General features: G+C 56.7%; 12 protein-coding genes. 5 read left to right on the top strand and 7 right to left on the bottom strand.

The genetic code is table 11. The features are described 5' to 3' along the window. Positions 1-232 precede the first annotated feature (232 nt). A complete protein-coding gene (locus NR201_RS21085) occupies positions 233-1,066 on the top strand; it encodes a dienelactone hydrolase family protein (RefSeq protein WP_167423732.1) in 834 nt (277 codons plus the stop codon). 55 nt (positions 1,067-1,121) lie between these two features. Here NR201_RS21085 and metE read toward each other — a convergent pair whose 3' ends face one another. Beyond that, on the bottom strand, positions 1,122-3,392 hold the full coding sequence (gene metE / locus NR201_RS21080) for a 5-methyltetrahydropteroyltriglutamate--homocysteine S-methyltransferase (protein ID WP_191919408.1): 2,271 nt from the start codon (positions 3,390-3,392) through the stop codon (positions 1,122-1,124). A 144-nt stretch (positions 3,393-3,536) separates the two neighbouring features. Between metE and metR the strand changes: the two genes are divergently transcribed. Next, positions 3,537-4,463, top strand: coding sequence for an HTH-type transcriptional regulator MetR (metR, locus tag NR201_RS21075; protein WP_003854400.1), 927 nt, complete (start codon positions 3,537-3,539; stop codon positions 4,461-4,463). Between the two features lie 83 nt (positions 4,464-4,546). Further along, positions 4,547-5,026: a DUF1456 family protein gene (locus NR201_RS21070; protein WP_010257278.1), complete on the top strand. Its 480-nt coding sequence runs from the start codon at positions 4,547-4,549 to the stop codon at positions 5,024-5,026. 323 nt (positions 5,027-5,349) lie between these two features. Here the strand turns inward: NR201_RS21070 and NR201_RS21065 are convergent, their stop codons facing one another. Further along, on the bottom strand, positions 5,350-6,207 hold the full coding sequence (locus tag NR201_RS21065; RefSeq protein WP_033780862.1) for a carboxylate/amino acid/amine transporter: 858 nt from the start codon (positions 6,205-6,207) through the stop codon (positions 5,350-5,352). 373 nt (positions 6,208-6,580) lie between these two features. On the opposite strand from NR201_RS21065, the gene glpT reads away from it, so the two are divergent. Further along, complete coding sequence (gene glpT / locus NR201_RS21060) at positions 6,581-7,921, top strand: glycerol-3-phosphate transporter (RefSeq protein WP_010257284.1); 1,341 nt, start codon at positions 6,581-6,583, stop codon at positions 7,919-7,921. A 49-nt stretch (positions 7,922-7,970) separates the two neighbouring features. Here glpT and yigL read toward each other — a convergent pair whose 3' ends face one another. Together yigL and pldB are read right to left on the bottom strand one after the other, a co-directional pair. Further along, a complete protein-coding gene (gene yigL / locus NR201_RS21055) occupies positions 7,971-8,771 on the bottom strand; it encodes a sugar/pyridoxal phosphate phosphatase YigL (RefSeq protein ID WP_256850134.1) in 801 nt (266 codons plus the stop codon). Between the two features lie 52 nt (positions 8,772-8,823). Then, positions 8,824-9,816 (bottom strand): lysophospholipase L2, encoded by a 993-nt coding sequence (gene pldB, locus NR201_RS21050; protein ID WP_010257288.1) that lies wholly within the window; start codon positions 9,814-9,816, stop codon positions 8,824-8,826. 112 nt (positions 9,817-9,928) lie between these two features. Between pldB and rhtB the strand changes: the two genes are divergently transcribed. Continuing rightward, the gene (rhtB, locus tag NR201_RS21045) at positions 9,929-10,552 is read left to right on the top strand and encodes a homoserine/homoserine lactone efflux protein (protein ID WP_010257290.1); all 624 of its coding nucleotides are present in this window, start codon (positions 9,929-9,931) and stop codon (positions 10,550-10,552) included. A 53-nt stretch (positions 10,553-10,605) separates the two neighbouring features. Here the strand turns inward: rhtB and NR201_RS21040 are convergent, their stop codons facing one another. The 3 genes from NR201_RS21040 to recQ form a co-directional block, all read right to left on the bottom strand. After that, positions 10,606-11,415 (bottom strand): DUF1460 domain-containing protein, encoded by an 810-nt coding sequence (locus NR201_RS21040; protein WP_182505127.1) that lies wholly within the window; start codon positions 11,413-11,415, stop codon positions 10,606-10,608. 223 nt (positions 11,416-11,638) lie between these two features. Next, positions 11,639-12,262 carry a threonine export protein RhtC gene (rhtC, locus tag NR201_RS21035; protein WP_010257296.1) on the bottom strand — a complete coding sequence of 208 codons (624 nt, stop codon included), beginning with the start codon at positions 12,260-12,262 and terminating at the stop codon, positions 11,639-11,641. A gap of 12 nt (positions 12,263-12,274) precedes the next feature. Beyond that, entirely contained in the window at positions 12,275-14,104 is a 1,830-nt protein-coding gene (gene recQ / locus NR201_RS21030) for an ATP-dependent DNA helicase RecQ (RefSeq protein ID WP_064690474.1), read from the bottom strand. Positions 14,105-14,115 lie beyond the last annotated feature (11 nt).

Below are 14,115 nucleotides of genomic sequence, written 5' to 3'. Positions count from 1 at the left end.
TCACTTAAGAAAATGAAAGTTACATTTCCCGAAAGATAAATTGTGACAACAATCACACAATAGCATCTTCCTGGTGCGGATAGCTCTCAGTGGGGCTGTGCCAGGGTCAGCGCAATGTTAAAGAGAAGGATGATTTTATTCGCTGTTGATTCTGTGACCCGACACCTGGCGCATACGCTTTCCGGCCAGGCTATAGTTACGTGATTGCGCAAATGCTTGCACGGAGAGAATAATGAAACCCAGTGATAATATGGCACAAAAACCGGCGACGGGCGGCTTTGCCCCTGCCGTGCAGCCCACCGCCTCCACCACCATCATTACCGACAGCCCGGCGATTCACGCGGGAGAAACCTCAGTGCCCAGTCAGGGCGAAAACATGCCGGCATTCTTTGCAAAACCCCAGTCCGCGGAAGGCCCATGGCCTGTCGTACTGGTCGTGCAGGAGATCTTTGGTGTGCATGAACACATCCGGGATATCTGCCGCCGCCTGGCGCTGGAAGGCTATCTGGCGATTGCGCCTGAGCTCTATTTCCGCGAGGGCGATCCCGCTGAGTATAACGATATCCCGACGCTGTTCAGCGAGCTGGTCAGCAAAGTGCCTGACAGCCAGGTGCTGGCCGATCTCGATCATGCCGCCAACTGGGCCGCACGCAACGGCGGCGATATTCGTCGCATGGGCATCACCGGTTTTTGCTGGGGTGGTCGCATCAGCTGGCTCTACGCCGCGCATAACCCGCAACTGCGCGCCGCCGTGGCGTGGTATGGACGACTGACCGGTGAGCGTACGCTGAAGCAGCAGAAACATCCTATTGATATTGCGGTCGACCTGAATGCGCCGGTATTAGGTTTGTATGGTGGCCAGGATGAGGGTATCCCGCTGGAGAGCGTCGAGCAGATGCGTCAGGCACTGCATGCCGCCAATGCAATCGCAGAGATCATCGTCTATCCCGAAGCGGGTCATGCCTTTAATGCTGACTATCGTGCAAGCTACCATGCTGAATCTGCCAATGATGGCTGGCAGCGGATGCTGGCCTGGTTCAGGCAGTATGGTGTTGCATCGCAGTAAATGAAAAAGGGGCGCTTATGCGCCCCTGATTTTTTCGTCCACCAGACCCGATTCCCTACGCCGTTTCTCCACGCAATTTCTTCGCCGCCGTCACCATGTTCGCCAGCGCCTGACGCGTTTCCGTCCAGCCCCGTGTTTTCAAACCGCAGTCCGGGTTCACCCACAGACGCGCTTCCGGAATACGTTTCGCCGCCTTAAGCAACAGTGCTTCTATCCACTCCACGCTGGGGACGTTAGGCGAATGGATGTCGTAGACGCCGGGGCCGATTTCATTCGGGTAGTCGAAGTTTTCAAACGCCTCCAGCAGGTCCATGTCAGATCGCGAGGTTTCGATGGTGATCACATCGGCATCCAGCGCCGCGATAGCGTCCATGATGTCGTTGAACTCGCAGTAACACATATGGGTGTGAATCTGGGTTTCATCCCGCGCCACCGCCGCATTCAGTCGGAAGGCCTCCACCGCCCAGTTCAGGTAGGCGGCCCACTCTGACTGATGCAGTGGCAGACCTTCACGCAGCGCAGGCTCATCAATCTGGATAATCCCGATGCCGGCATTCTCCAGGTCTTCGACTTCATCACGCAGCGCCAGCGCGATCTGTTTCGCGATGGTTTCGCGTGACACATCTTCACGCGGGAATGACCAGCAGAGGATGGTTACCGGACCGGTCAGCATCCCTTTTACCGGCTTGTTGGTCAGCGACTGGGCATATCTGGCCCACTCAACGGTGATCGCCTCCGGACGACTGACATCGCCAATAATGACAGGCGGTTTCACACAGCGTGAACCGTAGCTCTGAACCCAGCCATTCTGTGTGAAGACAAACCCCTCCAGATGTTCGCCGAAGTACTCAACCATGTCGTTACGTTCCGCTTCACCGTGCACCAGCACATCCAGCCCCAGCCGCTCCTGTTCGAGAATCGCCTGCTTAATGTGCTCCGCGATGCCGGTGCGGTAATGGTTACTGTCGAGCCGGCCCTGTTTAAAGTCGAGGCGCAGGCCGCGAATTTCAGTGGTCTGCGGAAAAGAGCCGATGGTGGTGGTAGGCCAGGCTGGCAGATTAAAACGCTGACGCTGCAGGACAGCCCGCACCGGATAAGCGCTCTGGCGTTCACTGTGCTGTGGGGTAATGGCCTGCAGACGCTGGCCCACCGCCGCATTATGCACGCGGCGGGAGTGAGCACGGGCGTGTACCGGTGCGCTCCAGGCTTCCAGCGCCGTCGCATCGTTGTTGTTGAGTGCCTGACTCAGCAGCGAGAGCTCGGCACATTTCTGCAGCGCAAAGGCGAACCAGCTTTTGACTTCATCATCCAGACGGGTCTCGACGCTCAGGTCGATAGGGCTATGCAGCAGCGAGCAGGAGGAGCCGATCCACACCTGTTCACGCGCTCTGGTCAGCGGTTGCAAGCGGCTGAACCAGCGGCTCAGATCGGCGCGCCAGACGTTGCGTCCGTTGATCACGCCGAGCGACAGCAGCCAGCTGGCGGGCAGTTGCTGATTCAGTTGCTGAATATCATCACGACCATGGACCAGATCGACATGCAGCCCCTGCACCGGCAGCGCACGAATCACATCAATGTTCTGACCGATGCTGTCAAAATAGGTGGTCAGCAGCAGTTTGCTGTGACCCTGCAGTGCGTCATACGCCGGCTGGAAGGCTTCGCGCCACGTCTGCGGCAGCTCCAGTGCCAGAGCGGGTTCATCAATCTGTACCCATTCGATGCCGCGCTTAGCCAGTTCCGCCAGCACCTGCTGATAGACCGGCAGAATTCCCTCCAGCAGCGACAGACGTTCAAACGGCTCACCCTTCACTTTACCCAGCCACAGATACGTCACCGGCCCCAGCAGCACTGGCTTGATGTTGTGTCCCAGCGCCAGTGCCTCATCCACCTCGTCCAGCAGTTGGGTCCAGGTCAGTTTAAACGTCTGACCCTGGGTAAATTCCGGCACCATGTAGTGATAGTTGGTGTTAAACCATTTGGTCATTTCTGCCGCCGCCGCAGGCTCACCGGTCGGCGCACGACCGCGTCCCAGGCGGAACAGGGTGTCGAGATCCACTGTGCCGGCTTTGTTCTGATGACGCGCGGGCACGTTACCCAGCATCAGGCTGGTGGTCAGCACATGGTCATACCAGGCGAAATCGCCGACCGGCAGCAGATCGACGCCCGCCTCTTTCTGTTGTTGCCAGTGTCGTGCACGCAGCTCACGGCCCGTCGCCAGTAATGCCTGCTGCGTGCTGTCGCCAGCCCAGTAGCTCTCCAGCGCTTTTTTCAGTTCACGGCGCAGGCCAATACGGGGAAAGCCGAGGGTATGGTTCAGGATAGTCATGTGCTGTTCTCCAGATAATCTTTCACTTTGGCTTAAATGGGCAGCCAAAGATGTTTAGCCGTCCAGATGTTTACACTGCTATACTCTGCGGGTACTGTATATTGCTCAAGCGCAATATGTTCATTTTCGATGTGAAGGACTCTCATGATCGAACTCAAGCACCTGCGGACGCTTCAGGCTCTGCGCAATACGGGATCGCTGGCGGCGGCGGCGGCCCAGCTTCATCAGACGCAATCGGCGTTGTCTCATCAGTTCAGCGATCTGGAGCAGCGGCTGGGATTCCGCCTGTTCGTGCGTAAAAGTCAGCCGCTGCGCTTTACGCCGCAGGGCGATATTCTGCTGCAGCTGGCAGAGCAGGTGCTGCCGCAGATTCAGCAGGCATTGCAGGCCTGCCATGAGCCACATCAGACCACGCTGCGGGTGGCGATAGAGTGTCATAGCTGCATCCAGTGGCTGACCCCCGCGCTGGATAAATTCCGCCAGAGCTGGCCGCAGGTGGTGATGGATTTCAAATCGGGCGTGACCTTTGATCCTCAACCCGCCCTGCAACAGGGTGAGCTGGATGTGGTGCTGACCTCCGATATCCTGGCGCGCTCGGGTCTGTTCTACTCCCCGATGTTTGATTATGAAGTGCGGCTGGTGCTGGCAACGGATCACCCGCTGGCGCAGGTTGAGCAGATTTCGCCGGAAGATCTAGCCGATGAGGTGTTGATGATCTATCCGGTGCAGCGTCAGCGTCTGGATATCTGGCGTCACTTCCTGCAGCCCGCAGGCGTCAGTCCGGCACTGAAAAGTGTGGATAATACCCTGCTGATGATTCAGATGGTCTCGGCACGTATGGGGATTGCCGCGCTGCCGCACTGGGTGGTGGAGAGTTTTGAGAAGCAGGGTCTGGTGGTCACCCGCACGCTGGGCGATGGCCTGTGGAGCCGTCTTTATGCGGCCGTGCGCGAAGGGGAGCAACGTCAGCCGGTGCTGGAAGCGTTTATCCGCTTTGCCCGTCAGCACGCCTGTGAGCATCTGCCTTTTGTGCGCGACGCCGCGCTGCCCGGTGCGGTGTTGCAGCGATAATCTGGCGGGCACAAACCTGCGCGAAGGCGGGCAAAATCCCCTATAATGCGCAGCCTGTCGACTGACCACGAGAAGATTTCACCATGACTAACAATGATATTCTGCGCAGCGTGCGCTATATGCTCAACCTGAGCGATGCCAAAATGGTGGAGATTTTTGCGCTGGCGCAATGTGACGTGCCGCTGGCGGATATTCAGGCGTGGCTGAAAAAAGATGACGATGCTGCGTTCCGTCCCTGCCCCGATGTGCTGATGGGTTATTTCCTGAATGGCCTGATCTTTTACCGTCGCGGCAAAAGTGAAGATGCGCCCGCGCCGTCGATTGAGCGCAAGATGACCAATAACATCTTCATGAGAAAGCTGCGTATCGCTTTTGATCTGAAAACCACCGACATTCCTGATGTACTGAAACGCGTGAATTTTACCGTTTCACAGGCTGAGATTGGTGCGATTTTCCGCAAACCTGATCATAAGAACTATCGCGAATGCGGCGATCAGATTCTGCGTAACTTCCTGAAAGGGCTGGCGATGATTCAGCGTCCTAAGAGTGAGAAGCCTGCCTGATATCGTGCCATCCAGTCGGAAATAGCGGGTTGCTGCGTAAAGACGGCGTAAATCCATCCCTGGAGCCTCGACCGCCGCATCCTTGCGGCGGACGCTTTACTTCTCAACCCGCCATCCCCTCCTTCATATTCGCTCTGAGCCCCTGGTTCAACTGCGATGATGCTGTTAAGTCTCCAGGGCTGGCGCGTCTGAAGAGCGAAGCGTCCGGGCCAGGGATGGCCCGGCCGATCCACAGGGATGTGAGATTCCTTCGCGATCGGACGCGCCAGCCCGGGAGGCCGCACCCATGCAACAGCCGCTATTGATAGCCTGGCACCTGATCATTAGTCACCGCGCCCCACCACCCAGCGCTTATGCACCCACAGCGAGGCGAGGATCACCAGCGCGCCCGCAATAAAGCTTGGCCAGTGCGGTTTCTCCTGCCAGATAGCCAGATTCACCAGCAGCCCGGCAGGAACGTGCATGTTATTCATAATGCCCAGCGTGCCGGCATCGACCTGGGTCGCACCATAATTCCACATAAAATAGCCGAGACCGGAAGCCGCAATGCCCAGCCAGACCAGAATGCCCCACTGCAATGAGGTGGTCGGCAACTTCTGCGGATTGCCCCAGGCACACCAGGCGATCACCGCAATCAACACCGCACCCAGATAGAACCAGGAGAAGGCCGTGTGCTGCGGCATCGGGCGGGTCTCCTGCAGACGCTTATAGCCCACCATTCCCGCCGCAAAGCAGATGTTTGCCAGTTGCACTAACAGCAGACCAAACCAGAAATGATCGCTGACTTTGTCATAGCGAATAATGGCCGCACCTGCCACAGCCAGCAGTGCACTGAAGATATAACCCATGCGCAGTGGACGACGGCTGATCAGATCGTAAATCAGCGTCACATAAAGCGGCGTCATCACCGTAAACAGCAGGAATTCCGACACGCTAAGGTAGAGATAGGCTTCGAAACTCAGCAGATACATCACGCCCAGCTGCAGCATCCCGACCAGCATGTAAAGCAACAGCGTTGAAGGGCGATGACCACGCCAGCGCAGGAAAGGTAAAAATACCAGCGCAGCCAGCGCCAGTCGCATCAGTACAGAGAACCAACTGTCCACCTGCCCGGCAAGGTATTCGCCAATCAGACTGAACGAAAAGGCCCACAGAATGGTGGTAATAATCAATAAAAACACGGTGACGACCCCGAAATTAACAGGCCGTCAGTGTAAACAATGTGCTGCCATCAGGCTGTGAAATCTGGTTGACATCTGATTACAAACCAGGCGATCAGAATAGCCATCGGAAAGGGCTTTCGCTTCCTGACATAACTGTCTGCATAAAGATCTTTCAGCCAGATAAAATGCGCGAAATGATCCATCGCATGATCACTTCCGCTCCAGAATGTAATAAAAGTGTAACAAATGTGTCATTCATCACAGTAACGTTGCGCAACTAACACTATTCTTTGCGCGAAATGGAACATTCTGCGTCCATTTTCTTCTGCTCTTTTCCTGCCCCAACCTGCTGGGAATTAAAAACCATAATGTGCCCTGGAGGGCCTCACTGATGCTGAGCATTTTTAAACCTGCACCACGTCAGCCGCAGGTGGCGGAGGATCACGTTGATCCGCTCTACCGTCGTCTGCGCTGGCAAATTTTCATCGGGATCTTCTTTGGTTACGCCGCCTACTATCTGGTCAGAAAAAACTTCGCACTCGCCATGCCCTACCTGGTAGAGCAGGGTTTTTCACGTGGCGATCTCGGTTTTGCCTTATCCGGCATATCCATCGCCTACGGCTTTTCAAAATTCATCATGGGATCGGTCTCTGACCGCTCAAACCCGCGCGTCTTCTTACCGGCAGGCCTGATTCTGGCTGCGACAGTGATGCTGATCATGGGATTCGTTCCCTGGGCTACCTCCAGCATTATGGTGATGTTCGTGCTGCTGTTTATCTGCGGCTGGTTCCAGGGCATGGGCTGGCCACCTTGTGGACGTACCATGGTTCACTGGTGGTCGCAGAAGGAGCGCGGCAGGATCGTTTCGGTCTGGAACTGCGCCCATAATGTCGGCGGCGGTATTCCGCCTCTGCTGTTCCTGCTCGGTATGGCATGGTTCAACGACTGGAAAGCAGCACTCTATATGCCGGCGTTTGGCGCCATCGCCATTGCGATTCTGGCCTTTGCGCTGATGCGCGATACGCCGCAATCCTGTGGTCTGCCACCGATTGAGGAGTACAAAAACGACTATCCGCCCGACTATGATGCCAGCCATGAAGAGGAGCTGACGGCTAAACAGATCTTCATGAAATATGTACTGCCGAACAAGCTGCTGTGGTACATCGCGCTGGCCAACGTATTTGTTTATCTGCTGCGCTACGGCATTCTCGACTGGTCGCCGACCTACCTCAGAGAAGTAAAACATTTCACGCTGGATAAATCGTCGTGGGCTTACTTCCTGTATGAGTATGCGGGGATCCCCGGAACGCTGCTGTGCGGCTGGATGTCGGACAAAGTGTTCCGCGGTAATCGCGGTGCGACCGGGGTGTTCTTTATGACGCTGGTAACCATCGCGACCGTGATCTACTGGCTTAACCCGGCGGGCAATCCTGGCGTCGATATGGCCTGTATGATTGTGATTGGCTTCCTGATCTACGGTCCGGTGATGCTGATTGGTCTGCACGCGCTGGAGCTGGCCCCGAAAAAAGCGGCGGGGACGGCGGCGGGCTTCACCGGCCTGTTCGGCTATCTGGGTGGATCGGTGGCGGCCAGCGCCATTGTCGGTTACACCGTCGATTACTTCGGCTGGGACGGCGGCTTCATGGTGATGATTGCTGGCTGTGTGCTGGCGGTTATCCTGCTGTTACTGACCATGGTCAGCGAACACAAACATAAAAAGACTCCTGCCTGACGGCAATAAAAAAGGGCCGGATATCCGGCCCTTTTTTTGCGCTGACGGCTTAAGCAAGATAGAGCGTGCGCAGCGTCTGCGGCACGGCATCATCGGCATTTGAACCGATCACATCCAGCTCCGGCAGCGTATCTTTCAACCGCTGATGGGCGTTCTGCATGATAAAGCCCTTACCCGCCATGCTCAGCATCTCCACATCGTTCATGCCGTCGCCAAAGGCGATACAGCTTTCCAGTGAATGGCCCAGCGTTTTCGCGACCGCTTCCAGCGCATGCCCTTTCGACACGCCGCCCGCCATCACTTCCAGACAGGTAGGCAGTGAGAAACTGACGTTAACCCGATCGCCCCAGCGCGCTTCAATCGCCTGTTCCATCGGGATCAGATGCTCGGGATTTTCGCAGGTGAAAAAGACCTTGCTGATATTATCGGTTGGCAGCAGACCCGGCTCATAGACCTGATAGTTGAACACCGACTCGCGGAAATAGTCCTGCTCAGCCGGGCTTGAGCGGCTGACAAACCACTCATCGTCGCGGTAAACGTGGGTCAGGATATCGCTGTGATGATATTGCAGGCCAAACAGATCGCTGGCGATATCCTCATCCAGATTATGACTGAACACCAGTTCGCCCCCGGCGTTGTGCACGCGCGCGCCGTTTGAGGTGATCATATAGGCCGGAATCGCCAGGCTGTCGCGCATCTGTCCGACATCGATATGATGACGGCCGGTGGCGAATATAAAGTGAATATCTTTCGCGACCAGCTGCTGCAGCGTTTCACGCGCAAAAGGGGTCAGACGATGTTCGGGAGAAAGCAGCGTGCCATCCAGATCGGATGCAACGATGTGATACATGAAAACCTCGGGTATCTGGTTCTGCCGGCCTTAACCGGTCGGATAAATAACGTCAGTGGTGCGAGGAAAAGAAGTCGACCACTGCATTGAGTGCTTCGGCGCGCATCTCATCCTTTTCAAACAGGATCTCATGACGCGCACCGTCGATCACCCGTGGCTTATTGCCCTCACACGGATGACCCGCCGCCGCCATCGCGGCACAAAAAAGGTCCTGCGAACGATTGTCGACCACCCGATCATCGCTGGCCTGTAACAGTAGCAGTGGCGTGGTGATCTTATCGACCTGACTGATGATGTTGCGACCTGCATGGATGCCTTCACGTACCCAATGGTAGGTTGGCCCGCCAACGCGAATCGCCGGATCGTCCGCATAAAAGCGCAGGTTTCGCCGGTAACGCTCGGTGCTGTGCGTCAGCCGGTTAATGCCAAACGGATGCGCACGCCAGCGGCCGGTGCCGAGCGCATAGCCATCGCGCATGGCCGGACGCTTCTCCGCCCAGTCCAGGATCCGATGAGCCAGAAAAGAGGGCAACGGTAAAGCAATGCCAAACATCGGCGCCACCAGCGCGACCGCATGAAACGCCTGCGGCTGACGCGCCAGAAACAGCGTTAAGATTGCGCCGCCCATGGAGTGAGCCAGCGCATAGCGCTGCTGGTAGTGACCGCTGATAATCTCTTTCAGATAGAGCGTTTCAAGGTCGTCGACATAATGGGTAAATTCCGCCACGTGACCGCGGTGTGAATCTTCCAGCAGGCGATCGGAACGCCCCTGACCGCGATGGTCAAGGATCACCACATCAAATCCGCAGTGAAACAGATCGTACGCCAGCTCAGGATATTTTATGTAACTCTCGATGCGTCCCGGCACAATCAGGATCACACGCTTGTGTTGCGGTGATGTGAAGCGGACGTAGCGCAGCGTCAGATTACCCACGCCGGTAAACTCAAGCTCTTCGCGGCTGTGCCAGAAATCGAGCAGAGGCCCGGTAGCAAAGGCAGCAAAGGCTTTTTCTCGTCGCAGCCAGCTGGCTTTGTGTTGATTCATTCGCCCTCCTGATGACCGGATAAAGAGTCCTGAATGCCATGCGCAGGCCGTAGCGCCGCGCTTATTTCTGGCGTATTGTGTCACAATTCCGCTACTAAAGAGAGCCTGACCCATGACCATCGAATGGTGGCTGACCTATCTGCTTACCACTACAATTCTCAGCCTGTCGCCCGGTTCCGGCGCAATCAACACCATGAGTACCGGTATCAGCCACGGCTATCGCGGCACGGTGGCCTCTATCTCCGGTTTGCAGGTCGGCCTGGCGCTGCATATCGTGCTGGTCGGCATCGGTCTGGGTGCGCTGTTTTCTCAGTCGCTGCTGGCGTTTGAGATTCTGAAATGGGCCGGTGCGGCCTATCTGGTCTGGCTGGGTATTCAGCAGTGGCGCTCAGCGGGTGGCATTGATCTGGATGCAGTCGCCAGAGCGATGCCGCGTCGTCGCCTGTTCAAACGCGCCGTGCTGGTTAACCTGACCAACCCGAAAAGTATCGTCTTCCTCGCCGCCCTGTTCCCGCAATTTATTCAGCCGCATCAGCCGCTATTTATGCAGTATCTGGTGCTGGGCGTCACCACCGTTGTGGTCGATATCATCGTGATGATTGGCTACGCCACGCTGGCAACGCGGATTGCGGGCTGGATTAAGGGACCAAAACAGATGAAGTTAATGAACCGCATTTTTGGCGGGCTGTTTATGGCAGTAGGCGCGCTGCTGGCCAGCGCCAGAAAAATCGCTTAACGTCTGACGCGCCGAATTCGGCGCGAAAGATTATCCCTTCTTCCCTGGCCCCGCTACGGCGCTGTCAGTGGAACCGCACGCAACACAATGATGCCCGACTTTGAGCGCATATATTCCCTGAACGGCGCATCGACAACTTTTCGATTAACGGCCAGCGAAGAGGCGTTCCTGAACCACAAGCGGCCATCATGCCGGACAGCAATCCCCACATGCGTAACATCCAGGCTCTGACTGGTGGCGTAAACCCCCACGTAATCGCCGGTCTGAATCTGGTTCAGCACCTGCGGTGTGATCGCCCGGGCCGGAATGTAAGTGACAGGACGTGCAATCACACCCAGACCTGGCACCTGTTCTGCTCCGCTGGCCTGACGATTCAGGTGCTTCACCTCCGTCACCGTATCCGGGCTAAGAGTGCGGGTCACGTCATCGGCATTGCGCGGGCTATCGGCAAACCAGTCGGAGAAAAAGTGGCGACGATTCCGGTAGCTGACCTCACCGCCAGCGTAGCGGGTCCGAATCAGGTTAGCCTCAAAGCTGGCACGATCGTGGCTGCGGCTCAGCGCCTGCACGTAATCAAGCAGCGTGTAACAATCCACACCGTTGAAATTGATCACCAGCGCTTCCGGACGCGTGGGAGAACCGATCAGCGTATCCGCTTCATAGGGTGTCCCGAGAAACGTCGCAGAGATCCGGCTAATCCTTTCGCCCTGCGTCTGATCGACATCGGGCAGCGTCTGCATCAGGATCGAGGTGACCTCATCGGTCTGGCCCGGCGCTGGCAAAGGGTTGCGGGCGGCATCAGGCGAGGCGCAGGCGCTGATACAGGCCGTCATCAACACCAGTAATATGAACTTCACTCTCATCATCCTCTCCATAAACGTTGCGCCTGCTTCCCGACTTTAATGGAGATATGGATATGAATGATTAATAAAGAGTGACGATTTATCTGCGGTTGCAACAGCAAAACTCCCTGAGCCCTGGAATGTGACATCCGTCACACAAGCGAACTCTCTGGAGGAAGCGACAGCAAGGGAGGTTTCTGCCGGAGGCGCAACGCGCACGCCGGCATAAGGACTGAAACGTTGTTTAACGCGAAAGAATCAGGTGGATACCAAAACCGGCAAACAGTACGCCGGCCATGCCATCGACCCATTTCGCCAGTCGCTGATACTTAGCGCGGATCCACGGCAGCGCAAAAATCGCCGCCACCAGGGTAAACCAGGCAAAAGTTTCACCGACAATCAGCAGGAACAGACCCCAGCGCTCCGCCGAACCGACATCGTCGCCAACAAATAGCGAGAAGACGCTGCCGAAGTAGATAATGGCTTTAGGATTCGACAGGTTCGTCAGCAGGCCTTTGAGAAAGCTCATGCCGCGTTTTGGCAACGCAACCACCGGCTCATCCTGCTGCGGCTGTTTATGACGCTGACGTGCCGAGCACATCAGCTGCCAGCCCATCCACAACAGATAAAGTCCACCGCCGACCATGATGATCTGATGCAGCCAGGCCATTTTTTCCAGAATCAGATGCAGCCCCATCAGCGCCACACCCGCCCAGACCACAATGCCCAGCGTAATGCCCAGTACACCCATCATCGCCTCTTTGCGCGAGCGGCTGGCGGCAGTCTGTGACACGAAAAAGAAATCGGGGCCGGGGCTCATCAGCGCCACCAGATGCACCAGCGCCACAGTGGCGAATAACATCAGCATAATCAGTGTCCTTTACTCTTCATCATCAAGATGCTCTTTGATCATCACCAGGAAAGGTTTGCCAAAGCGCTCCAGTTTGCGGTGACCCACGCCGTTGACGCTGAGCATCTCGGACGCGCTGACCGGCATCTGTTCTGCCATCTCTATCAGTGTGGCGTCATTGAACACCACGTAAGGCGGAATATTCTCTTCATCGGCGATCGCTTTTCGCAGCTTACGCAGCTTGGCGAACAGTTTGCGATCGTAGTTGCCACCGTGAAACTTCGCCGGACTGCTGCTTTTTGTTTTTGCGGTGATTAAACGCGGCACCGCCAGCATCAGTGGCACTTCACCACGCAGCACCGGCCGCGCCGCTTCGGTGAGCTGCAGAGCCGAATGCATAGCGATGTTCTGCGTCACCAGCCCCAGATGGATTAGCTGACGTAACACGCTCACCCAATGTTCGTGGCTCTGATCTTTGCCCAGTCCATAGACCGGCAGTTTGTCATGACCCTGCTCACGGATACGCTGATTGTTGGACCCGCGCAGCACCTCAACGATATAGCCCATACCAAAACGCTGACCCACGCGGTAGATGCCGGAGAGGGCTTTTTGCGCTTCAACCAGGCCGTCATAACGTTTAGGTGGGTCAAGACAGATATCGCAGTTATCGCACGGCTGCTGGCGGCCCTCGCCAAAATAGTTCAGCAGCACCAGACGGCGGCAGGTCTGCGCTTCAGCAAACGCGCCCATGGCGTTGAGTTTGTGACGCTCAATATCCTGCAGCGGCCCGGGCACTTTCTCTTCCAGACATTTACGCAGCCAGGCCATATCGGCCGGGTCGTAAAGCATCATCGCTTCGGCAGGCAGACCATCACGTCCGGCCCGCCCGGTTTCCTGATAATAGGACTCAATGTTGCGCGGGATATCGAAGTGGACCACAAAACGGACGTTGGGCTTGTTGATGCCCATGCCAAAGGCCACCGTCGCCACCACGATTTGCAGATCGTCACGCTGAAACGCTTCCTGCACCCGGCCACGCTGCTCGCTGTCGATACCGGCGTGGTATGCCCCGACGCTGAACCCCCGGCTTTGCAGTCGCGCGGCGGTGTCTTCCACCTTCGCCCGGCTGTTGCAGTAGATAATGCCGCACTTGCCGCGCTGATCCTGAACGTAACGCAGTAGCTGATCGGTGGGTTTAAATTTCTCCACCAGCGTGTAGCGAATATTGGGGCGGTCAAAGCTGCTGATCTGGATCAGCGGATCCTGCATATGCAGCAGGTTAACAATGTCGTTGCGGGTGGTTTCATCTGCGGTCGCGGTCAGCGCCATTACCGGTAATTCCGGGAAGCGCTGACGCATCTTGCCGAGTGCACCATATTCCGGGCGGAAATCGTGGCCCCACTGGGAAATACAGTGCGCTTCATCCACCGCCAGCATCGCCGGTTGCCAGTGCGCCAGACTGTCCAGGAAGTTATCCATCATCAGGCGTTCCGGGGCGATGTAGAGCAGCTTAACCCTACCGGTACGGCAGTCGGCCATCACCGTCTGCTGCTGCTCGCGCGTCATGGTGGAGTTGAGATACGCCGCCGCCACGCCGTTCGCCAGCAGCTGATCGACCTGATCTTTCATCAGCGAGATCAGCGGCGACACCACCAGCGTCAGCCCCTCGCGCACCAGCGCAGGGATCTGATAACAGAGCGATTTACCACCGCCGGTGGGCATCACCACCAGACAATCGCGCCCGCTCAGCGCCTCATTGATGATCGTCTGCTGACCGGGACGAAAATGCTGGTAGCCGAAGGTATCCTGCAATACCTGCTGCGCCAGCGCTTCCTGATTAAGAACTGCCGAGGTTGCCACGCGATTCCTGT

Source organism: Pantoea sp. Fr-CA_6, from assembly GCF_024520895.1.
GTDB classification, from domain to species: domain Bacteria; phylum Pseudomonadota; class Gammaproteobacteria; order Enterobacterales; family Enterobacteriaceae; genus Pantoea; species Pantoea agglomerans.
Note: the sequence above shows the minus strand (reverse complement) of the source record. Positions and strands in the feature narration are given on the sequence as shown.